We start from the raw sequence: 21,219 nt of genomic DNA, 5'->3' as shown, positions 1-21,219 counted from the left end.
GGGAGGCGACACACCTCCCGGCCCGGCTACGTGTTCCTGACGGCTACGATCCGCCCTCGCCGCTCTTCCTGGCCGCTTCGGCGCGGCGGGTGGCCTCCAGGCGCTCTTCCAGTTCGTCGGTGACCACCAGGTCGTGGCGGATCCGGCCGGTCCGGTACCCCACCCGGGCCGCGATGTGGCCGGCCACGGGAACGGTGATGACCTGGAAGAGCCCGACCAGGATCAGCGTGCCGAAGTCGAACACCCCGGTCTCCTCCACCGGCATGATGCGCAGACCGATACCGAGCAGTACCAGCAGCATGCCCAGCACCTGCGGCTTGGCCGCCGTGTGCATGCGGGAGAGCAGGTCGGGGAAACGGATCAGGCCCACCGCGGCGACGAACGACAACATCGCACCGGCCAGGATGCACAGGATCGCGACCCAGTCCAGGACGATGACGAGTTGCTCATGCATGGTCTTCTCCCTGTTCCGTGGGGGCCGGGTGAATGGTTTCCTCAGGCCTGACGTGCTCCTCGGGGCGTCGGGCGACGAACTTCGAGATGCTGATCGACCCCACGAATCCCAGCAGTGACAGGACCAGGAGGGTGGGCAGGATGGTGGGGTCGCGGTTGAAGGCCGCGTAGGCGCCCAGCCCGGTCAGTGCAGAGGCCAGCAGGACGTCGACGGACAGGGCCCGGTCCAGGATGCTCGGCCCCAGCAGGAGGCGGGCGGTACCGAGTAGCGAGGCCACACCCAGCAGGACGGCGATGACGGTCCACAGCGCGCTCACGCGTTCTCCCTTCCGGCCGGCGTCGCGGCCTCCAGATCGGCGATGTTCTCGCGGGTGCCCACAGCCCGGACGATCCGCTCCTCCAGGGTGAGGATGATCTGCTTGGCCTCCTGAACCTCTGTTTCGCTCTCAGCGCCCAGGACGTGCACGTACAGGGTGTGCTCGGGCTGCGCCACCTCGACGATCACACTGCCGGGGATCACCGATGTGGTGATCGCGGTGCACACCAGCATCAGATCCGAGTCCGTGCGCAGCTGGACGGCCACCACCGAGCTGCGGACCGGCGGACCGGGGCGGAACACCTGGAGTGTGACCTGGGAACTGGCGACCGCCATCTTCCACAGGACGTGGAAGAAGAGGCGAACGCACTGCACCGGCCAGAAACGGAACCCCGGGGAGATCGGGGGCATCGGGAACACCATCATGATCACCGCGGACACCAGAAAGCCCAGAACCGCGATTCCCAGGGACTCCGGTCGGGGCTCGAACCCCTTGAAGAGCAGCATCCACACCACGGTCATCCCCAGGGCGACCGGGATCTGTACTTTGCCGAGGCGGCGCCGGGCCGCGTTGAGCCCCCGCGCCTTCCTGGCCCTCAGGTCGTTCATCGGGAGCCTCCCAGGACCGCTTCGATGTAGGGCCACTGCGCTTGGAGTTCCACGGCCGCCTCGGAGGAGTAACCGATGAGGGGGCCGGCGAACACGGTCATGGCGAGCCCGAACCCGACCAGCGCGATCGTGGCACCGACCATGCTCTTGGGCAGCACCACGGATGTCACGACGGGGGCGATCACCGTCGTGGTGTCGCTCAGCCTGGAGGACGGACCCACGGCCTCCTCCGAGGGGCCCAGTGCCGCGGTCGAGGTGTCGTCCGCCTCGGAGTCGTCCAACACGGTTCCGGGTTCGGCCACCATCCCCTCGGCCGGGGTGCGCCAGAACGCGTAACTCCATACCCGGGCGATGACGTACAGCGTCAGCAGGCTGGTCATGACCGACGCGCCGACCAGCGTGTAGGCGAGCGGCGTGCCCACCTCCACACCGGCCTGCAGCAGACCGATCTTGCCGAGGAACCCGGACAGCGGTGGAATGCCGCCCAGGTTCATCGCGGGGATGAAGAACAGGATCGCGAGCAGGGGCGCGATCTTGGCCAGCCCACCCAGCCGGTCCAGGGAGGTGGACCCGCCACGGCGTTCGATCAACCCGGTGACGAGGAACAGCGTGGTCTGAACCGTGATGTGGTGAGCGATGTAGAACACCGCTCCCGCCATGCCCAGCTCGGTGCCCAACGCCACGCCGAACACCATGTAACCGATATGGCTGACCAGGGTGAACGACAGCAGACGTTTGATGTCGGTCTGCGCCACGGCGCCCAGGATGCCCATCACCATGGTCGCCAGGGCCACCCACATCAGCACGTCGTTGAGCTGGGTCCCCGGAAAGAGGAGGGTCTGGGTGCGGATGATCGCGTACACGCCGACCTTGGTCAGCAACCCCGCGAACACCGCGGTGACCGGTGCGGGCGCGGTCGGGTAGGAGTCCGGCAGCCAGGCGGCCAAGGGGAACACGGCGGCCTTGATACCGAACGCGAGTAGCAGCATCACCTGCAGGACCAGGGCCAGGTCCGGCGAGATCCCGGGCAGGCGCTCGCCCAGCTGGGCCATGTTGATCGTGCCGGTCGCGCCGAAGATCAGGGCGATGGCGATCAGGAACAGTACCGAGGAGACCAGCGAGACCACCACGTAGATGGCGCCCGCCCGCATCCGCGACTGGGTGCCGCCGAGGGTCAGCAGCACGTAGCTCGCGGTCAGCAGGATCTCGAAGCCCACGTACAGGTTGAAGAGGTCACCGGCCAGGAAGGCGTTCGAGACACCGGCAACCAGGATCAGATAGGTGGGCTGGTAGACCGACAGCGGTGCGACCTCGGCCTTGCCAGCCATCCCCTGGCCGATCGAGTAGACCAGAACGGCGAGCGTGATCGCGGCCGAGACCGTCACCATCAGCGCGGACAGCCGGTCGGCCACCAGGTTGACACCGACCGGTGCCTGCCAGCCGCCTACGTGCACGACCTGGGGTCCGAACATGTCGGCACCCACCATCAGCGCGGCACCGATCACCAGCACCAGCGCGAGGGAGATCACGCTCAGCCACTGCTGAACCCGTGGCCAGCGGATGCCCATGGCGAGTTTGACCCCGGCCGCGAAGAGCGGCAGCACCACCGGCAGGGGGATGAGGTAGTGCAGGATGTCGGCGAAGTAGTCCCATCCCATGGTCAGTCGTTCCCTTGCAGTTCGCTGTCCTCTGCACGTGCCAGGCGCTCCCGCTCCGCCCGCATGGTCTGGCGGGCCTGCCGCCTCTGGGAGCGGATACGGCGGCGCAGCTCACGCCACAGCTCTCGTTCGGCGGCCCGGTCGGCCCTGCGGTGCTCGCGCAGCCGCTTGCGGCCCAGGCGGATGCGGCCTCGCAGCTCTGCAACCTCGTTGACCATGCTCTGCTGCCGGTCGGTCAGGCGGCGCACGGTCTCTTCGGAGAGCTCGTCGGACCGGCCGTCCTCGGCCGCGACCTCGAATCTGGCCAGTTCGGCCTGCGCCGCCGCGATCTCAGCCTTGATGCGAGCCTGTTCCGCTAGTTCCTGGGCGTCGGCCGCGGCGATGGTGGCCTGGAGTTCGGCCCGTTGACGGCGGATGTCCGCCCTCAGCCTGCGACGTTCCTTGAGGAAGCGCTGCCGCACCGCGCGGCGGCCCTCGCCCTGGGCGATGCGTAGGTCTTCCGCGTCGTCCTGGACCTCGTCGTTGCCCTCCAGCTGCCAGCTCCGGTAGGCCAGTGCCAGGAGGAACGCCGTGATGCCGAGGGTGATGACGATCGCAGTCAGGACCATGAACTGCGGTAGCGGATCGGACATCTCGTCCGCGTCGTTGAACCACAGGATCGGGGGCCCGCCGGGCTGCCCGGCCATGGCCATGATCATCAGGTTGACGCCGTTGCTCATCACGATGAACCCCAGCAGCACGCGGGTCAGGCTGCGCTCCAGCAACAGCACCACACCGACGGCGACCAGCACCCCGATGACGATGACGAGGGTCAGACTTGGTGAATCGTTCACGAGGTGACCTCCTCGGCGTGTGCTCGAGCCTCGACCCTGGATGTCTCATCCGCACGTGCCGCGTCCCGCTCGATCTGTTCGTCGATACGGGCGCCCAGGCTGCGCAGGATGTCCAGGATCAGTCCGATCACCAGCAGGTACACGCCGATGTCGAAGATCAGGGCGACTGTCAGGTGCGCCTCGCCGAGGAAACCGAAGTTGACGTAGGTGTCTCCGCCGGCGAGGACTTCGCCGCCGAAGATCGCCCCTCCCAGCGCTGTGCCGGTGGCCAGCGCCAGGCCGGCTCCGATCAGGGCGCCCGGCTGGACCCACGCGGTGGCGTACAGCTCGAACCTTCCGCCGGCGAGGTAGCGCACGATGAATGCCAGGCCGGCCACGATACCGCCCGCGAAACCGCCGCCGACGTCGGTGTGCCCGGTCAGCAGCAGGTACACCGAGAGGATCATGATCACCGGGAAGAGGAAGCGTGAGACGACCTCGAAGATGATCGACCGGCGCTCGGTCGGGAGGCTGTCGGCCCCTGGCAGCCAGGTGCGGTTCCACAGCGGTTTGACGTGCATGTTCCGCGGCGCGATCCGCAGGTCGCCCAGGTCCACCGCGCCGTGCCCCTTGACGGGCTCCGGTGGCTTGGTGACCGACAGGGCCATGACACCGCCGGGGGCCTTGCGCGGCTGGGCTCGGCGGCGGACGAACATCAGGCTGGCCACACCGGCGGCAGCGGCGGCCAGGACCGAGATCTCCCCCATAGTGTCCCAGGCACGGACATCGACCAGCAGCACGGAGATGATGTTGTAGCCGCCCACCTCTCTGGTGACCGCCTCGTACCCTTCCGAGATCGACGGTTCCTGGCGACCGGCCAGTGCGAACCAAGTCAACACGGCCATCACCACACCGGTGCCCGCTCCGATAGCCATGTTCCAGATTCGGCGGCCCTTGAGCGCGGGGGCCGAGAAGTCCGCCGGGAAGCGGCGCAGTACCAGGACGAAGACGACCAGGCTCACGGTCTCGACGAGGAACTGGGTGAGCGCCAGGTCCGGTGCACCCAGCAAGTAGAACAGGGCGGCCACGCCGTACCCCCCGATACCGACGAGGATGACCGCGAACAGTCGGCGTCGCACGAACAGGATCAGCAGGCAGGTGATCACGATGATCAGGGCCGGGATGATCTGCACCGGGGTGTCCCAGAGCCGGAGATCGGGCTTGGGCCCGGCCCAGATCTGCCCGGTGACCATCGGGATGCCGGTGGCCACGACCAGGACGACCAGGATGGTTCCGAGGTAGACGGGCAGCGAACCGCGCTGGGTGCTACCGGTGACCTGCAGTGCCAGGTTCTCCAGCCCGGCGAGCATCCGCCGGTAGTTGCGCTCGGGGTTGACGAAGGCCAACCGGGTGCCCAGCCACGCCACACCGTTGCGGAAGTAGAAGAGCACCAGGCCGCCGACCACGCAGATCGCGGACAGCAGGAGCGGCAGCTCCCAGCCGTGCCACAGCGCGAGGTGGGTCGTGTACTGCTCATACGGTCCCGGCGGGACCGTGTCGGCGTAGACCGCCAGGAACGGGTCCGCCGTGCTGGAGGCCGCACCGCCGACCAGGCTCAACCCGGCCAGGACGGCCGCGGGCGCCAGGAACAGCGCCCCGGGGGCGTGCACCGGGGTGGGCCGCACGCCCTCCTTCTCGAGGAAGGCACCCCAGAGGAAGCGGAGGCTGTAAGCGACCGTGAGGGTCGAGCCCACCACCAGTCCGACCAGGGCCAGGGTGTCCAGAGCGCCGCCGTGGGTGTAGGCCCCGAGGGCGAGTTCCTTGGCGGCGAAGCCCGCGGTGGGGGGAAGGCCGGCCATGGAGGCCAGAGCCACGACCGTGATCCAGAAGGTGGCGGGCATGGAGGTGCGCAGCCCGGACAGCTCGCGCAGGTCCCGGGTGCCGCTGCTGTGGTCGATGACGCCGACCACGAGGAACAGTGTGGCCTTGAACAGCGAGTGCGCGACCAGCATGGCGATACCGGCGAGGGCCGCGGCCCGGGTGCCCGTGCCCAGCAGGGCGATCAGGAAACCGAGCTGGCTGATGGTGCCGTAGGCCAGGACGAGCTTGAGGTCGTACTGGCGCAGCGCCTTCCACCCGCCGAAGACCATGGTGATCACACCGAAGAACAGAGCCATGCTCTGCCAGACGACGACGTCACCGAAGGCGGGGGTGAGGCGGGCGACCAGGTAGACACCGGCCTTGACCATCGCCGCGGCGTGCAGGTAACCGGAGACCGGCGTGGGAGCCTGCATGGCCGCGGGCAGCCAGAGGCTGAACGGGAACAGAGCCGACTTGGACATCGCGCCGATCATGATCAGCACCAGGGCGGCGGTGACCACGGGGCCGGAGGCGGGCGGGTCGGCGACGATCTCGGAGATCACGTAGGTCCCGGCGGTCTCGCCGAGCATGATCATGCCGACCAGCATCGCCAGGCCGCCGAAGGTGGTGACGGTCAGGGCCGTCATCGCCGCCCGGCGGCTCTCCTTCTTCTCGGCCTTGTGACCCACGAGGAGGTAGGAGAAGACCGTGGTCAGCTCCCAGTAGATGAAGAGCTGGATGAGGTCGTCGGCCAGCACGAGGCCGAGCATGGCCCCGGCGAAGGCGACGAACACACCGGCGAAAAGCCCGAGACCGGGCTCTGAGTCGTCGAAGTAACGCGCGCAGTAGATCAGGATCAGCGTGCCCACGCCGGCGGCGATGAGCGTCATGATCAGGCCGAGGGCGTCCATGTGGAGGCCGAGCCGGAGTGAGAACTGGGGTGCCCACTCGACGGATTCGGTCAGCGTGCCGCCGTTGAGGACGGCGGGCAGCTGGAAGAGGGCCCACACGGTGGCCAGACCAGGGACGATCGCGAGCGCGTAGAAACCGTTACGGCCCCAGAGGCGCACCAGTAACGGCGCGACCGCAGCTGTGATGAAATGCGCGACCAGCACTGTTGTCAATGCGCCCCTCCCGGACCGGTCCGGGCCCGCCCGGGTGTTCGGGCGGACGTCCACTGCCCCCGCAGCGGACAAGGCCGCCCACAGCCAGATCAGTGGGCGGGGTGTCGCTACCTTTTTGAGGGGGCATGGATCTCTTTGAACTTGCGTGCGCAAGCTATTTAATAGCTAGACTACACAAACGTCAAACCACCGCGCGGGTCAAGGACCCGCGTCACAGCCCAGCCTGCGAGGACCGTTTCGTGCCCGACGAGACCCTTGAGCCCTGTCCTGACCAGCCGGAATCATCCTCTGATCAGCAGGGGTCAACCGAGCCCGACGCGGAGGAACTCGAAGAGTTCCAGCGCGTGTGGACCGAACTCATCAATGCGGCGCTGCATGCCCGCTCCCGGGGCGGGCACGGGCATCGCGGCGCTGAGGAACTCACCCTGACACAGTCGCTGCTGATGGAAGCGGTACGCGGCATGGACAATCCGAGTGTCGGTGCGGTTGCTCACATCGTCGGTGTGTCATCGCCCTCGGCCACCCGGATGATCCAACAGCTCGAACGCAAGGGGATGATGGCCCGGCGCCGCTCCGAACGTGACGAACGCAGCACCGTCGTCACCATCACGGAGGAGGGCGAGCGGGTTCTGGCGGAGCGCCGCAAGTACATGGAGCGAAAACAGCGTCAGGTCTTCGACGCGATACGTCCGTCCCTGCGTCCGGTCGTTCTCGATGTGCTGCGTGACCTGCGGGAGGCGATCAACGAGACCTGAGTGACCTGATCGGCCCGCTGAACCGGGCCTCGTTCGGCCGGGCCGGTCTGCCCACGGCAGATCTGCCCCGGGCCGAAAAGGTGGAGGCGGCGGCGCTCTCGGACGCAGTCTGGGATCACCGGCGGGAGCGGACGAGTGGTCCGTTCCGGAAGACGCCGGGCCGAGGAGTGCTCATGCCGATCCACCACCAGCTCGTCGCGGAGCACGCGACGGGCGGAACCTTCGACGACCAGCTCGCCGCGCGGCTGCTGCGCAGCCGCATCGTGCTGCTGGGGACCCAGGTCGACGAGGACAGCGCCAACCGGGTGTGCGCGCAGATCCTGTTGCTGGCCGATGAGGACCCGCACAAGGACATCACGCTGGCGATCAACAGCCCCGGCGGTGTGGTCTCCGCCGGCCTCGCCATCTACGACACGATGAACTTCGTCCCCAACGACGTGTCCACCCTGGTCATGGGGTTCGCCGCGAGCATGGGCCAGTTCCTGGCCTGCACCGGGACCGCCGGAAAGCGGTACAGCCTGCCGCACGCGCGGATCATGATGCACCAGCCGTCGGGCGGACTGGGCGGGACCGCCGCCGACATCGCCATCCAGGCCGAGAACCTGGCCCACACGAAGCGGACGATGATCCAGCTGATCGCGCGGCACAGCGGCCAGAGCGAGGAGACCATCGCCAAGGACCAGCACCGGGACGCCTGGTTCACCGCGGAGGAGGCGCGGGACTACGGGTTCATCGACCACGTGGTCGCGTCGATCGGGCAGATGGAGGGCGGCGTTCGTCTGGGCGGGAACTCGCCCGGGTTCGTGCGGCAGGGGAAGTCGGGAGGTGCCCAGTGAGCGGGCGTTACACGGTTCCGATGGTGGTCGAGCGGACCCCGCACGGAGAGCGTTCGTTCGACGTGTTCAGCCGGCTGCTGTCCGAGCGGATCATCTTCCTGGGCACCCCGATCGACGACGACGTCGCCAACGTGGTCATGGCGCAGATGCTGCACCTGGACTACGAGAGCCCGGACATGGACATCCAGCTCTACATCAACTCGCCGGGCGGCTCGAACACCGCGCTGACCGCCATCTACGACACGATGCGCTTCGTGCGCGCGGACGTGGCCACGGTCTGCATGGGGCAGGCGGCCTCAGCGGCGGCAGTGCTGCTCGCGGCGGGAACGGCGGGCAAGCGGGCGGCGCTGGAGCACGCCCGGGTGTTGCTGCACCAGCCGTCGACGGAGGGGCGGGGCGAGGCCGCCGACCTGGAGATCCAAGCGGCGGAGATCCTGCGGGTGCGGTCCCAGGTGGAGGAGATCCTGTCCCGGCACACCGGGCAGACCCAGGAGCGGCTGCGGGCCGACACCGACCGGGACAAGATCTTCACGGCGCGACAGGCGAAGGAGTACGGCCTGGTGGACGGGATCATCACGACCCGGGAGGTCGGCCGGGCGGTCGCCTGAGAAGTGTCGAGGTGAAGGGGGCGGCCCCGGGCGGTGGAGCCCGGGGCCGCTGGCATGCGCGGCTGGGATGGGCCGGACGCGATGCCGTCCAGGTGCGGGGGATGTGGGGTGGCGGAGCGGCTTCGGTTCAGGCCGCCAGGGACACGACCCGGGGCTGGTGGGCCTGAGGGCTCCGGGCGGGTAGGGGCGCGCGGGTATGGGAGAGGTGGGCCCGGCGTTGGCCGACCACCTCGAAGCGGGCCAGGTGGGTGCGCTGGTACAGCTCGCCGAGGACGTCGACGATGCTCAGGCCCAGGGATCGGTAGATCGCGGCGAGGACCTCGGAGGAGGCCTCCTTGCGGCCGCGCTCGACCTCGGAGAGGTAGGGGAGGGAGACCTGGGCGTCCTCGGCCACCTCGCGCAGGGTTCGGCCCTGCTCTGTGCGGGTGCGGCGCAGCAGGTCACCGATGAGGTCTCGCATCAGGGGCTCGTCAGGGCGCTCCTGGGGGAGTTCCCGGGCGCGCTCGTGGGAGCGGTCGCCTCTGCGGGCCTCGTCCAGCGCGTGTAGGACGCTTTCGGGCATCCGTGCCTCCCCTGTTGGCCGTGTCCCGACTTTTCGAGCCTACGCCGCGGGAATGCCTTAAGGGGAGGGATATCGGTGGCCTTATGCGGACGGCAGAACCGGGTGCGAGAGGACTCGGAAGCGTTGAGTAAGGTGTGGCTTGCCTAACTTGAGGAGGTTCCGCGCATGGTCAACACACTGACCGCCCCCGCCGTCCCGCCCATCGTCAACCGGATGACCCGTCGCCAGTTCGGTCTGGCAGGCGCCGCCGTTCTGGCTCTGAGCGCTTGCGGCACTGAGGGGCAGAGCGATGGCGGCACGGGTGACGAGGGCGCCGGAGGCCGTGAGGTCGAGGACGCGATGGGCAGGGTCACCGTCCCCGAGCAGGCCGAGCGCGTGGTCGCCCTGGACAGCCTGGTGCTCGACACCGTCGTCGCCCTCGGGGCCCCGTTGGTCGGCGCGGCGCGGGCCGGATCGGCCAACAGCCTTCCCGAGTACCTCGGAGACGGGATCGAGGGGGTGGAGGCGGTGGGCGAGATCATCGCGCCCAACGTGGAGGCGATCGCCACTCTCGGCCCTGACCTGATTCTCGGCACCAAGCTGCGTCACGAGGAGTTCCACGAACAGCTCTCGGCGGTCGCGCCCACGTTCTTCATCGCGGAGCCCGCCATCGGCTGGCAGGACAACGTGCTGCTCATCGGTGAGGCGCTGGGCCGGGCCGAGCGCGCGGAGGAGGTGCTGGGCCAGATGCTCGCCGAGGCGGTGGACGCCGGTCTGGCGGTCGGGGCCGACGGGAAGACGGTGCACGTTCTGCGCCGCGTGGACAACGGGGTGCGGCTGCACGGGCCGGGTACGTTCTCCGGCTCGCTCCTCGGGGAGATGGGCTTCACCGTCCCGGAGAAGGACTGGGACTCCAACGACATGGTCGAGCTGTCCTTCGAGAACCTCGACCAGATCGAGGCGGACGTGGTGTTCGTGACCGACGACGTCGACCTCGACGACGCCCTTCTCGCCGGGGTTCCGGCTGTTGCGGCCGGTAACGCGTACAGCGTCAACGACCGCGTCTGGATCGCGGGCATCGGCGTCCTCGGCGCGGAGCGGATCATCGCCGACGTACGCGAGTTCCTGGGCTAGCAGGGGGACCTGGTTCCTGGGCTGGCCGGGGGCGGGCAGCGGCCGATCGCGCACCCCGACGGACAAGCGGCAGCGAGGGCCCCGGTCTCCACAGCCCGGTGGGTAACGGGGCGCGTGTCGTGGCCGGTCACCCGTGCCAGCGAACAACAACCGCGACCCGCCAGACCCCGAGCACGGTTTCGGCCCCCTCCCCGAAGATGATCTTGCTACCAGAAGCGAAATCGGCGCCGAACTTGCTCCTGGTAGCAAGATCACGGGGGGTACAGGGGTTTTGGAAGCAACGGACAACTCCCAGAGCGGGTTACGGACACCACGGCTTCCCCAGGGCCAGCACCGCAGCGCTGAACCCAGCCTTCGCCGCCCCTGATCCGTCGGCACGAGTGACCGGCCGCGACACGCGACCCGGTCCTCGTCGGGCTGGGGAGCCCGCTTCCCTCGCGGGCCACGTCCCGGTGCAGCGCCTCCAACTGGCGGAACTCGGCTTCGCGGTTGGTGAAGAGGCGTGGCGGTACCGGTAACTGTCGGGGGACGGGCACACCCGCGGGAGTGTTCGGCTCGCCGTGCAGGTGAACGGAGCCGTGGACGGTCCCGACCTGGACGACGGTGCCGCTCACGTCGCTGGCGCAGGCGTGGTGTGCCGCGCCTGGGTGTTCACCTTCCGGAGGGGGCATCAGGGGGCTTCTCCCGATGTGGACAGAGACGGAGTCCTGCCCCATACCGCACGGGTTAATCCAGACAAAAAGGGATGCACGGGTAGTAGCAAGTGCTCATGCACATGAAGATTCCACTTGGGGGCAAAGCTTTCTCCGTGGGCGGTGTCCGTGACCTGCGGAGCGGGAACAGGGGGAAAGCGTCTACCTGGGGGAGGCTCTGTGGAGATCACTGGAATCATCAGCGCGCTCATCGTCGGTCTGATCATCGGCGCGCTCGGTCGTCTTGTCGTACCCGGAAAGCAGCATTTGCCGATCTGGCTGACCCTGCTCCTGGGTATTGTCGCGGCGCTCCTCGGCGGTTGGCTCGCGGCCGCGGTCTTCGGTCTGACCAACTTCCTCCTGGTGTTGCTTATCCAGGTCCTGGTAGCCGCTGGCATCGTCTACCTGGCCGACGGCATGTACTCCAAGAACGCTAGTACGGCCTGACCGGAGGCCTGACGGTTTGGCCGCCAGACGTCACCGGCTCAACCCGAGGCCACCGGATCCGAACCGGTGGCCTCGGCCACGCGTACCGTCCGGCCGGAGCGCGCGGAGGCCTCCGCCGCCCTCAGGACGGCCACGACCTCGCGGCCGAAGCGCACGTCACAGGGGTCGCCGTGGCCCGTGCGGACCTGCTCCAACAGGCGGTCGACGGCCGACCCGAAGGCCTCCACCGCGCTGCGGTCACCGCCCGGTACCGACCGCCAGCCGTGCTCGCCGTAGAGGTCCACGGAGAAGGCCCCCGCCTCCGGGGCCGCGTCCAGGGTCACCGAGAGCGAACCCACGGCCCCGTCCCGGTGCCGGGTGAGCACGTGCACGCTGTCCCGGGGACCGGCCACCGCGGTGACCTCCTCGACCGGACCCAGGACGGGCAGCACCACCGAGAGCACGTGCGGTCCCACGTCCCACAACCCGCCCTTCTCGCGGCGCCAGGGCGAGGCCCCGTAGGGGTTGCCCGGTTGGAAGATGGAGGCGAACAGGGTCGCCCGCACCCCGTGCCAGCCGCCGTCGGCGGCCGCCTGGCGCAGGAAGTCGTTCACCCCGTCGGAGAAACGGCTGGTGAAGAAGACCACGGAGGCCAGCCCGCGCGCCTGGGTTTCGGTGACGAGGGCGTCGGCCGCCTCAGTGTCCAGGGCGATCGGTTTGTCCAACAGCAGGTGCTTCCCGGCTCTGGCCGCGCGCAGGGCCAGTTCGCCCTGGACCTGCGGGGGCAGCGCGATCGCGACGGCGTCGACGTCGGCCAGGAGAGCGTCCACGTCCTCGTAGGGTCGTGTGTCCAGTTTGTCCGCCAGCTCCGTAGCCTTGGCCGGGTCGCGCCCCCACACCCCGACCAGCGTCGCCTCCGGGTGCGCGGCCAGTGCGGCCCCCTGGGTCTCGGTCGCCCAGAAACCCGTGCCCAACAGCCCGAACCGCAGTCCCATGGATGGACCCTCCCGTGTCAGTAGTGCTTCTCGTGGGTGTTTTTCTCCCCAGGTAACCCTGGCCTATGGGAACGCTCCCATCAAGGGTTTCCGTGCATCGGCCCCGTAGCTCAGATCGCCTTCTTCGGCCCGATAAACCCCGGACACGTCAACCCCAGACACGTCAACCCCGGACACGTCAACCCCGGGCTCGGCCCGGCTGCCGCGGACACCGTGCAGGAGGTCCTGTGGCAGCGCCGAACCGGGTACCTGAGCGCACCCGAACCGGTCTGCGGAAGCAGGCCGGAACTCGACCGGTCATACCCGAGAACAGGGACGACCGCCCATCGGGCGTGGCCAGGTCCGGACGCGCGACCCAGCACCGGATTCGGCGATTTCGCTGGTGGAGCGGTCTTTTTCCCGTGGGGAAATGAGTTCGCGCCTTCGGGCGCGTCGAAAAACTCCTGGTCATTTATTCCGAGCTCACGCATGATGGGCCACCTGAGGGACTGCTCGGGGTGTTGGAGCGCACGGAGTTCTCCGCTCGGCTCGGGCCAGTTGCCGACCCCCTCAGCGAGGGGTGCCGACGCGGGTGTTCTGCCGTGCCATGCACATGCGCGCTTCCCGTGGGAGGGGACGAGACGGTGAGACCTGACCCGACTGACCTGGACCTGATGGACGGCGAGACGGCCTCCGAGTATCTGTGCCGGCAGCTGCCCTCGGAGTGGTTCGAGACCGACGCCGCCCACAAGACCGCCCGCTTGGTCACCCTCTGCCCGGTAGGCGCCGAACGGGCTGTTCCGGCCGTACAGGAGCTCTCCGAGGAGGAGCGCGAGGCGGTTCTGTTCCGGTTCGTCCACTACGTGTCCGAGGGTGCGATCCGTGCCGCCGCTTTCATTGCGTCCGACTGGACTCTCGCCCGACCGGACGCGAACACGGACCTGAGCCTGCCCGCCTTCGGTTCGGTCGACGAGGCCAGGGACTGGATGCGGGCCAACTCCGGGTTCCTGGCCAGCTGTGCGGCCTGGGCGCGGAGCCGCGGTAGGCACGAGACAGTCTGCCGCACGGTGGAGTCCGCCGAGGCCTACATGCGGGAGACCGGTGAGTTCGATGCCCTCGTCGGACTGTTGAGGGTGGGGCTGGACTCGTCCCGGGCCCTGGGCGACACGGTGTGGCAGGCCCGGATGCGCAACCTGGTGGGCCTGGCACTCCTCACGGACGTGAGAACGAAGAGTGCGAGAACGCTCGACGAGGCTGACGGGGAATTCGCTGCGTCCTACGCGTTGGCTGCTGCCGATGGCGACGACCGGGGCCGTGCGTCCGCCCTCGAGGGCAGGGGCCTGATCGCTTTGGCTGACGACCGCCACGCCGACGCCCTGTCCCTGTTCACGAGGGTCCGACCGCTCAAGGAGGCCGTGGGGTGCCCGCGCGGCCTGGCGGGCCTGGACCTGTTGGTCGGTCGCACCCTGATCAACATGGGACGCTTCGACCACGCTCTCGAATACCTGGACGCGGCTCTGGAGTTCTTCGTGGCTCCGGGCGATGGCAGCCCGGTGGACGAGGTCAACATAGCCAAGGTGCGGCAGGAGCGGGGGCGTGTGCTGGTCGCCAAGCGCAGATGGTCCGAGGCCCAGAGGGAACTGGACCTGGCCCTGATGGGGTTCGCGGCCAGAGGGCTCGTCCACCAGTCGGCCCGGGTGCGCGAAATGTTGGCCGGACACGCCCAGCTGACCGGTGCGCAGGACTGGAAGACCCACCTCGTGGAGGCGGAGCGGCTGTACCGGGAGAACGGCAACGAGGCTGAGGCCAGGAGACTCCGCACCTACCTGGAGTAGCTCTGGTGTGCGTTGGTCACGGTCAGCGTGTACTCGTCTCCGGCCCGCACGCGCAGACCGGACTCGGCTGAGCGGATCCGCAGGTCGGGCGTGGTGAAGGCCAGCCCGTGGTGGACAAGGGCGGGCAGCTGGACGGCCGCTCTGACAGGCGGCCCGGGCTGGTTGGTGCCCGGGCCATCCGAGGGGACCGGCCGCCCGGGGCCTCAGCTCAGGCGGCGGGCTCCGGCGGAGGGCAGGGCGGTGAACACCACCGGTTCGTCGAACCCCTGATCGGCGAAGGCCGCGCGCACCGCTTTGCCGCAGCCCGCGGCGTTTTCGGTGTCCACCAGGGCGATCACGCAGCCGCCGAACCCGCCGCCGGTGATGCGGGCACCCAGGGCCCCGGCGGAGAGCGCGGCCGTCACCGCCGTGTCCACCTCGGGCACGCTCACCTCGTAGTCGTCGCGCAGGGAAGTGTGCGAGGCGGTGAACAGCGGCCCCGACTCGCGGGGCCGGCCGGTCCGGAACAGGTTCACGGCTTCGAGCACACGCGCGTTCTCGGTGACCACGTGCCGCACCCGGCGGCGGGAGAGGTCGTCCGGGAGCGCGGCCAGGGCCTCGGGCAGTTCCCCGACCGAGACGTCCCGCAGCGCCCGTACCCCCAGGATCCGGGCGGCCTCCTCGCAGGAGTGTCGGCGCTCGGCGTAGGCGCCCTCCACCAGGCGGCGCGGGGCCCGGGTGTCCACCACCAGCAGCGACATCCCGTGCGCGGCCGGGTCGAACGGCACCTGCTCGGTCTCCAGGGAACGGCAGTCCAGGAAGAGCGCACGCCCCTCGTCGGCCAACATCACCGCGGACTGGTCCATGATTCCGCAGGGCATCCCTACGAAGTCGTTCTCCGCGCGCTGGGCCAGTCGTGCCACCTCGGCCGGAGCGGGTTCGCCAGGGGATCCGGACGAGGACTTCGCGCCGTACAGGCCGGTGGCGGCGAGCACCGTCGCACAGGACACCGCCGCCGAGGTGGACAGCCCGCTTCCTGTGGGGATGTGGCTCTCCACGAGCAGGTCCAGCCCGCCGATGTCGTACCCCTCGTCGAGCAGCGTCCACAGCGCCCCGGCCTGGTAGGCGGCCCAGCCGGGTACACCGCCCGGGGACAGGTCTACCAGGCGAACCTCGAAGGCGCCGTCGAACTGGCGCGAGCGCAGCCGGGCGACGCCGTCCGGGCGGCGCGCGGCGGCCACGGTCAGCGAGTGGGGCAGGGCGATCGGCAGGGCGAAACCGTCGTTGTAGTCGGTGTGCTCACCGATGAGGTTGATTCGCCCCGGAGCGGTCCACACCCCCTCGGGGGCCGTACCGAACAGCTCTCGGAAGTCCTCCGCGATGTCATTCGCGCGCTGCTCGCTCATGCGGTGGTCGCTCACTTGGCGGTCTCCCCCTTGCATGTGAAGGCCCAGGCGTCTGCCACGATCTCGTCCAGTTCGCGCACGGGCTCCCAGCCCAGTTCCGTGCGGGCCCGTTCGGTGGAGGCCACCAGTACTGCCGGGTCGCCCGCGCGCCGGGGGCCCTCGACCACCGGGACGGGGTGCCCGGTGACCTGCCGCACCGCGGCCAGGATCTCGCGCACCGAGTACCCGCCGCCACCACCCAGGTTGTACACCCGGTGGGCGCCCGGCTCGACGTGTTCCAACGCCCGTAGGTGGGCGTCGGCGAGGTCGGCCACGTGCAGGTAGTCGCGGATCGCGGTGCCGTCCGCGGTGGGGTAGTCGGTACCGAAGAGCGAGGCGTGCGGGACCTGCCCGGAGGCCACCCGCAGGAGGTTCGGGATCAGATGGGTCTCGGGGTCGTGCCGCTCGCCGAACGTCCGGTAGGCGCCGGCCACGTTGAAGTACCGCAGGCTCACCGCGCCCAGCCCGTGGGCCCGGGTCCATCCGGCCAGCATGTGGTCGACGGCGAGTTTGCTCGCGCCGTAGGGGTTGGTGGGTACGGCCGGGTCGCTCTCGCGCAGCGGTGCGTCCGAGGGCGGGTTCCCGTAGGTGGCGGCGGTGGAGGAGAACACGAGGCGCTGCACCCCGTGGGTCCGGGCCGCCTCCAGCAGGGCGAGTGTGCCGCCCACGTTGTTGGCCCAGTACGGCCCCGGGTCCTGGACTGACTCGCTGACCAGCGACTTGGCGGCGAAGTGCAGGACGGCGTCGAAGGTCGGGTCGAGCACGTCGGCGGCGGCGTGCAGGTCCTCCTCGACCAGGGTCGCGTCCGAAGGGACGGCGTCCCGGTGTCCGGCGGAGAGCACGTCGAGCACGGTGACCTCGTGCCCGGCCTCCAGCAGGAACGCGGTGACGACACTGCCGACGTAACCGGCGCCGCCGGTGACGAGGAGCTTCACGGATCAGGCCTCTCGGAGTCGCTGGGCGGTGGTCTCGGGGGCCACGTCGTTGCTGAACACACCCGCGCCGGACTCGGTTCCGGCCAGGTACTTGAGTTTGCCGGGGGCGCGGCGCACGGAGAACAGTTCCAGGCGCAATCGGGCGAGCCCGCGGAGCTCGGGGTCGTTGACGGGGGCCTGGTGCCAGGCGGAGATGTAGGGCAGTGGGGTGTCGTACAGCCGGTCCGCGCGGCTGAGGAGGTCGCCGTAGAGCTCGGCGAGGGCGGTGCGCTCGGCGTCGTTCAGGGCGGGTAGGTCGGGCACGGCCCGGTGCGGGTAGACGTGGACCTCGACCGGCCAGCGGGCCGCCTCGGGGACGAAGGCCGTCCAGTGCTCGTTGCGCAGGACCACGCGGGGACCGGCGCTCTCGGATTCCAGGATGTCGGCGAACAGGTCGCGTCCAGTCCCGTCCCGGTGCAGGCGGGCGGATTCCAGGTCGCGTTCGGTCCTAGGGGTGACGAACGGGAGCGCGTAGATCTGCCCGTGCGGGTGGTGCAGGGTCACCCCGATCTCCGGACCCCGGTTCTCGAAGACGTACACCTGGTTCACCTCGGGCCGGGCGGACAGCTCCTCGGTGCGGTCGGCCCAGGCGTCCACGACGGTGCGCAGGCGTTCGGGGCCGAGTCCGGCGAGGGAGGTGTCGTGGTCGGAGGAGAAGCAGACCACCTCGCAGCGGCCCTGGGATCCGCTGAGGGCGGGGAAGCGGTTCTCGAAGGCCACCACGTCGTAGGAGGACGAGGGCACCTCGGTCAGCCGGTCGCCCTGGGAGGGGCACAGCGGGCACTCGTCGCTGGGCGGCAGATGGGTGCGGCCCTGGCGGTGGGCGGCCAGGATGACGTGTTCGCGGCGGAGCGGGTCCCAGCGCAGCTCCGAACCGGAGGCGGCGGGCGGCAGGTCCCGCAGGTCAGGGAGTTCCTGGCGGTCGCCGTGCCCCTCGTCGTAGTAGATGATCTCCCGGCCGTCGGCCAGGCGCGTGGCGGTCTTCCTCATCGTTCCTCCCGGGGGACGTCGGCGACCACGAGGCGGCCCACGCGGTCCTGGAGGGTCTCGCGTGCGTCGGGGGTGAGGCGGTCGTCGGTGACGAGCACGTCGCAGCGGTCCAGCGGGGCGATGGTGCTGATGCCGACCGTCCCCCACTTGGTGTGGTCGGCGGCGACCACGAGGGTCTGGGCCGACTCCACCAGGGCCCGGTTGGTCTCGGACTCCGTCAGGTTGGGCGTGCTGAACCCGGCCCGCTCGTGCATGCCGTGCACGCCCAGGACCAGGGTGTCCAGGTTGATCCCGCGTACGGAGGCCAGGGCGAGGGGGCCGACGAGGGCGTCCGAGGGGGTGCGGAAACCACCGGTCAGCGCCACGGTCTGGTCGGTGCGCTCGGACCGGTAGAAGACCTCGGCCACGTGGATCGAGTTGGTGATGACGGTGAGCCCGGGGGTCTCGCGCAGGTATTCGGCGACCAGGGCGGTGGTGGTCCCGGCGGACAGACCCACGGCGCTGTGGGGCTCGACCAGCTCGGTGACGGCGCGGGCGATCGCGTGCTTCTCCGCGGACTGGCGGGTGGACTTCGCCTCGAACCCGGGCTCCTCGGTGCGGGCCCCCTCGGGGGCGACGGCGCCGCCGTGGACCTTGCGCAGTTCGCCCCGGTGCTCCAGGGCGTCGAGGTCGCGCCGGACGGTCATGTCCGACACGGCGAAGGCCTCGACGAGCTCGGTGACGCGGACGCCTCCGTCCCGCCGGACCTGTTCGAGGATCAACTCCTGCCGTTGCGCGGCCAGCATCCGCCCTCCAGAGCGATAAATGTTGGATTCTGTTTGATTAAGGTGCCCTGTCGGGTCGTCTGCTGTCAACAGCCCAGGTCTGGCTGCGAGTTTTTGTTGGTATCTGTCTGGGAGTGTTGACAGGGGCGGGGTCGTCTCCCGAAGCTGGTGACTCCGGCGGGGAACACTCCGCCGCCGGGCCGACCCCTGGGAGCGAGTAAGGGATGACCCACCACCGGACCATCGAACTCCGTGCCGCCGGGACCGCGCTGGTGCTGGGGGTTCCCGACTCCGGGCTGCCGCACGTCCTGCACTGGGGCGCCGACCTGCCCGACCTTGGGGGACTGATCGCGGCGGCCTCGCCCGCGGCGGCCAACAACGGGGTGGACACACCCGCCTGGATCTCACTGCTGCCCACCCAGGGGGAGGGCTGGCGCGGCCACCCCGCACTGTCCGGACACCACGAGGGCCGGGTGACCTATCCCCGCTGGGACCGGGTCGAGGTGGTCGTCGACCCCCTGGAGGGCGCAGGCACCGGTGCGGACGGCGCCGCAGGTGCGGGTGACGGGCCCGGAGCAGGCGGCCGGGCCACCGTGACCGCTGAGGGCGGCGGTCTGCGGATCCGGTGCGAGCTGCGGATGGAGGCCTCCGGGCTGGTCCGGGCGCGCAACACCGTCACCAACCTCGACCCCGACCCGTGGACCCTGGACGCCCTGCACGTGACCCTGCCGCTGCCCCGGGAAGCCGAGGAGGTCCTGGACCTGACCGGGCGGTGGGTCCGTGAACGCTCCCCGCAACGGCAGCCGCTCAGCATGGGCACCCGGATGCGGGCCTCCCGGCGCGGCCGCTCCGGACACGACGCCCCGCTGCTGCTCACCGCGGGCAGCCCCGGCTTCGGGTTCCGGCACGGCGAGGTCTGGGGCGTGCACACCGCCTGGAGCGGCGACCACGTCCACCTGGCCGAACGCCTCCCCGAGGGCGCCGGACAGGCCGACGCGGTGATCGCGGGCGGCGAACTCCTCCACCCCGGTGAGGTCCGGCTGGCCCGAGGCGAGTCCTACAGCACCCCCTGGGTGTTCCTGTCCTGGTCGGACCGGGGCCTGGACGGCATGTCCGCCCGCGTCCACCGGTGGCTGCGGGCCCGCCCCGAACACCCCTCCGCGCCGCGCCCGGTCGTGCTCAACACCTGGGAGGCGGTCTACTTCGACCACGACCTCACCCGGCTGACCGAGCTCGCCGACACCGCCGCGCGGATCGGGGTGGAGCGCTTCGTCCTCGACGACGGCTGGTTCCGGGGGCGGCGCGACGACACCGCCGGGCTCGGCGACTGGACCGTGGACCCCGACGTGTGGCCGGACGGCCTGCACCCGCTCTTCGACCACGTTCGCGCCCTGGGCATGGAAGTGGGGCTGTGGGTCGAACCGGAGATGGTCAACCCCGACTCCGACCTCGCCCGCGCGCACCCGGACTGGCTGCTCGCCCCCCAGGACCACCTGCCCCCGCCCAGCCGCAACCAGCAGGTCCTGGACCTGGGACGGCCCGAGGCGCTGGAGTACGTGTTCGGGCGGCTGGACGCGCTGGTCGCCGAGTACCGGCCGGACTACCTCAAGTGGGACCACAACCGCGACCTCATGGAGGCGGTGCACCGACCGACCGGGAGCGCCGGGGTGCACGGCCAGACCCGCGCGGTCTACGCGCTCCTCGACCGGCTGCGTGAACACCACCCCGGGCTCGAGATCGAGTCCTGCTCCTCCGGTGGCGGCCGCGTGGACCTGGGCGTCCTCGCCCGTACCGACCGCGTGTGGGCCTCGGACAACAACGACCCCCTGGAGCGGCTGGCCATCCAGCGGTGGACCGGCCTGCTGCTGCCGCCCGAGCTGGTCGGCAGCCACGTGGGCGGGCCCGAGTCGCACACCACGGGACGGGTCACCGCGCTGTCCGCCCGGCTGCTCACCAGCCTGATGTCGCACGCCGGGATCGAGTGGGACGTCACCGGCTGCTCCGGGGACGAGCTCGCCGCGCTCACCTCGTGGATCGGGCTGTACAAGGAGCTACGGCCGCTGCTGCACTCCGGCGACCCGGTGCACGCGGACCCCGCGGACCCCGCCGAACAGCTCGACGGGGTGGTCGCACCAGATCGCGGCGAGGCGGTGTTCCGGTACGCCCGACTGGCGTCGTCCGCGCGCGCCCTGCCCGGGCGGGTCCGCCTCCCCGGACTGGGGGAGGACCGCCGGTACCGGGTCACCTGGAGGCGGGAGGCGGGGTGGCCGTCGACCATGCAGCAGGTGATGCCCGAATGGTTCGTCAAAGGCGAGGCGGTGGTCTCGGGCTCCGTGCTGGTCCGGTCCGGTCTGCAGATGCCGGGGCTCAACCCGGCCCAGGCGCTGCTGCTGCACCTCAGGGAGGTCTGAGGGCCCCGCTCGCCTGCGGCCTC

The 21,219-nt window shown here is 69.9% G+C and carries 19 protein-coding genes; 7 read left to right on the top strand and 12 right to left on the bottom strand.

Annotation, left to right across the window (positions count from 1 at the left end):
- Positions 1-43: 43 nt before the first annotated feature.
- Genes mnhG through D457_RS0101510 form a run of 6 tightly spaced genes read right to left on the bottom strand, consistent with a single transcriptional unit; the run spans position 44 to position 6,823 of the window.
- On the bottom strand, positions 44-454 hold the full coding sequence (mnhG, locus tag D457_RS0101535; RefSeq protein WP_017578875.1) for a monovalent cation/H(+) antiporter subunit G: 411 nt from the start codon (positions 452-454) through the stop codon (positions 44-46).
- The gene (locus tag D457_RS0101530) at positions 447-770 is read right to left on the bottom strand and encodes a monovalent cation/H+ antiporter complex subunit F (protein WP_017578874.1); all 324 of its coding nucleotides are present in this window, start codon (positions 768-770) and stop codon (positions 447-449) included. The genes mnhG and D457_RS0101530 overlap by 8 nt, the downstream gene beginning before the upstream one ends.
- Complete coding sequence (locus D457_RS0101525; protein WP_017578873.1) at positions 767-1,378, bottom strand: Na+/H+ antiporter subunit E; 612 nt, start codon at positions 1,376-1,378, stop codon at positions 767-769. The genes D457_RS0101530 and D457_RS0101525 overlap by 4 nt, the downstream gene beginning before the upstream one ends.
- On the bottom strand, positions 1,375-3,036 hold the full coding sequence (locus tag D457_RS0101520) for a Na+/H+ antiporter subunit D (protein WP_017578872.1): 1,662 nt from the start codon (positions 3,034-3,036) through the stop codon (positions 1,375-1,377). Before D457_RS0101520 ends, D457_RS0101525 begins: the two co-directional genes overlap by 4 nt.
- Positions 3,037-3,038: 2 nt before the next feature.
- A complete protein-coding gene (locus D457_RS0101515; protein ID WP_017578871.1) occupies positions 3,039-3,869 on the bottom strand; it encodes a Na(+)/H(+) antiporter subunit C in 831 nt (276 codons plus the stop codon).
- The gene (locus D457_RS0101510) at positions 3,866-6,823 is read right to left on the bottom strand and encodes a Na+/H+ antiporter subunit A (RefSeq protein WP_017578870.1); all 2,958 of its coding nucleotides are present in this window, start codon (positions 6,821-6,823) and stop codon (positions 3,866-3,868) included. The genes D457_RS0101515 and D457_RS0101510 overlap by 4 nt, the downstream gene beginning before the upstream one ends.
- Before the next feature lie 248 nt (positions 6,824-7,071).
- Between D457_RS0101510 and D457_RS0101505 the strand changes: the two genes are divergently transcribed.
- The 3 genes from D457_RS0101505 to D457_RS0101495 all read left to right on the top strand — a co-directional run bounded on the left by D457_RS0101505 (position 7,072) and on the right by D457_RS0101495 (position 9,031).
- Complete coding sequence (locus D457_RS0101505) at positions 7,072-7,587, top strand: MarR family winged helix-turn-helix transcriptional regulator (RefSeq protein ID WP_017578869.1); 516 nt, start codon at positions 7,072-7,074, stop codon at positions 7,585-7,587.
- A gap of 173 nt (positions 7,588-7,760) precedes the next feature.
- Positions 7,761-8,423: a ClpP family protease gene (locus D457_RS0101500; RefSeq protein WP_026116221.1), complete on the top strand. Its 663-nt coding sequence runs from the start codon at positions 7,761-7,763 to the stop codon at positions 8,421-8,423.
- Positions 8,420-9,031 carry an ATP-dependent Clp protease proteolytic subunit gene (locus D457_RS0101495; RefSeq protein WP_017578867.1) on the top strand — a complete coding sequence of 204 codons (612 nt, stop codon included), beginning with the start codon at positions 8,420-8,422 and terminating at the stop codon, positions 9,029-9,031. Before D457_RS0101500 ends, D457_RS0101495 begins: the two co-directional genes overlap by 4 nt.
- A 127-nt stretch (positions 9,032-9,158) precedes the next feature.
- Here D457_RS0101495 and D457_RS0101490 read toward each other — a convergent pair whose 3' ends face one another.
- Positions 9,159-9,593 (bottom strand): helix-turn-helix domain-containing protein, encoded by a 435-nt coding sequence (locus D457_RS0101490; RefSeq protein ID WP_017578866.1) that lies wholly within the window; start codon positions 9,591-9,593, stop codon positions 9,159-9,161.
- A 165-nt stretch (positions 9,594-9,758) separates the two neighbouring features.
- Between D457_RS0101490 and D457_RS0101485 the strand changes: the two genes are divergently transcribed.
- Entirely contained in the window at positions 9,759-10,706 is a 948-nt protein-coding gene (locus tag D457_RS0101485) for an ABC transporter substrate-binding protein (RefSeq protein WP_017578865.1), read from the top strand.
- Between the two features lie 872 nt (positions 10,707-11,578).
- Positions 11,579-11,845 carry a GlsB/YeaQ/YmgE family stress response membrane protein gene (locus D457_RS0101480; RefSeq protein ID WP_017578864.1) on the top strand — a complete coding sequence of 89 codons (267 nt, stop codon included), beginning with the start codon at positions 11,579-11,581 and terminating at the stop codon, positions 11,843-11,845.
- A 38-nt stretch (positions 11,846-11,883) separates the two neighbouring features.
- Here the strand turns inward: D457_RS0101480 and D457_RS0101475 are convergent, their stop codons facing one another.
- Positions 11,884-12,819: a Gfo/Idh/MocA family protein gene (locus D457_RS0101475; RefSeq protein WP_017578863.1), complete on the bottom strand. Its 936-nt coding sequence runs from the start codon at positions 12,817-12,819 to the stop codon at positions 11,884-11,886.
- A gap of 623 nt (positions 12,820-13,442) precedes the next feature.
- On the opposite strand from D457_RS0101475, the gene D457_RS33955 reads away from it, so the two are divergent.
- The gene (locus D457_RS33955; RefSeq protein ID WP_017578862.1) at positions 13,443-14,633 is read left to right on the top strand and encodes a tetratricopeptide repeat protein; all 1,191 of its coding nucleotides are present in this window, start codon (positions 13,443-13,445) and stop codon (positions 14,631-14,633) included.
- A gap of 203 nt (positions 14,634-14,836) precedes the next feature.
- On the opposite strand, the gene galK is transcribed toward D457_RS33955, so the two are convergent.
- From galK to D457_RS0101450, 4 genes are read right to left on the bottom strand one after another with little or no spacing between them, the layout of a single operon-like run.
- Complete coding sequence (galK, locus tag D457_RS0101465; RefSeq protein WP_026116219.1) at positions 14,837-16,018, bottom strand: galactokinase; 1,182 nt, start codon at positions 16,016-16,018, stop codon at positions 14,837-14,839.
- Positions 16,019-16,029: 11 nt separating this feature from the next.
- The gene (gene galE / locus D457_RS0101460; protein WP_017578860.1) at positions 16,030-16,992 is read right to left on the bottom strand and encodes a UDP-glucose 4-epimerase GalE; all 963 of its coding nucleotides are present in this window, start codon (positions 16,990-16,992) and stop codon (positions 16,030-16,032) included.
- Positions 16,993-16,995: 3 nt separating this feature from the next.
- Positions 16,996-18,021, bottom strand: coding sequence for a galactose-1-phosphate uridylyltransferase (gene galT, locus D457_RS0101455; RefSeq protein ID WP_017578859.1), 1,026 nt, complete (start codon positions 18,019-18,021; stop codon positions 16,996-16,998).
- Positions 18,018-18,806, bottom strand: coding sequence for a DeoR/GlpR family DNA-binding transcription regulator (locus D457_RS0101450; RefSeq protein WP_017578858.1), 789 nt, complete (start codon positions 18,804-18,806; stop codon positions 18,018-18,020). The genes galT and D457_RS0101450 overlap by 4 nt, the downstream gene beginning before the upstream one ends.
- 203 nt (positions 18,807-19,009) lie before the next feature.
- Between D457_RS0101450 and D457_RS0101445 the strand changes: the two genes are divergently transcribed.
- A complete protein-coding gene (locus D457_RS0101445) occupies positions 19,010-21,196 on the top strand; it encodes an alpha-galactosidase (RefSeq protein ID WP_017578857.1) in 2,187 nt (728 codons plus the stop codon).
- Positions 21,197-21,219 lie beyond the last annotated feature (23 nt).

This window comes from Nocardiopsis valliformis DSM 45023 (assembly GCF_000340985.1).
Taxonomy (GTDB): Bacteria; Actinomycetota; Actinomycetes; order Streptosporangiales; family Streptosporangiaceae; genus Nocardiopsis; species Nocardiopsis exhalans.
This window is presented reverse-complemented; position numbering and strand designations above follow the sequence as displayed.

Coding starts and splice junctions, on each gene's coding strand:
- galT (WP_017578859.1), bottom strand. CDS start 18,021: ATGAGGAAGACCGCCACGCGCCTGGCCGACGGCCGGGAGATCATCTAC.
- D457_RS0101445 (WP_017578857.1), top strand. CDS start 19,010: ATGACCCACCACCGGACCATCGAACTCCGTGCCGCCGGGACCGCGCTG.
- D457_RS0101475 (WP_017578863.1), bottom strand. CDS start 12,819: ATGGGACTGCGGTTCGGGCTGTTGGGCACGGGTTTCTGGGCGACCGAG.
- D457_RS0101450 (WP_017578858.1), bottom strand. CDS start 18,806: ATGCTGGCCGCGCAACGGCAGGAGTTGATCCTCGAACAGGTCCGGCGG.
- D457_RS0101520 (WP_017578872.1), bottom strand. CDS start 3,036: ATGGGATGGGACTACTTCGCCGACATCCTGCACTACCTCATCCCCCTG.
- D457_RS0101500 (WP_026116221.1), top strand. CDS start 7,761: ATGCCGATCCACCACCAGCTCGTCGCGGAGCACGCGACGGGCGGAACC.
- D457_RS0101485 (WP_017578865.1), top strand. CDS start 9,759: ATGGTCAACACACTGACCGCCCCCGCCGTCCCGCCCATCGTCAACCGG.
- D457_RS0101525 (WP_017578873.1), bottom strand. CDS start 1,378: ATGAACGACCTGAGGGCCAGGAAGGCGCGGGGGCTCAACGCGGCCCGG.
- mnhG (WP_017578875.1), bottom strand. CDS start 454: ATGCATGAGCAACTCGTCATCGTCCTGGACTGGGTCGCGATCCTGTGC.
- galK (WP_026116219.1), bottom strand. CDS start 16,018: ATGAGCGAGCAGCGCGCGAATGACATCGCGGAGGACTTCCGAGAGCTG.
- D457_RS0101490 (WP_017578866.1), bottom strand. CDS start 9,593: ATGCCCGAAAGCGTCCTACACGCGCTGGACGAGGCCCGCAGAGGCGAC.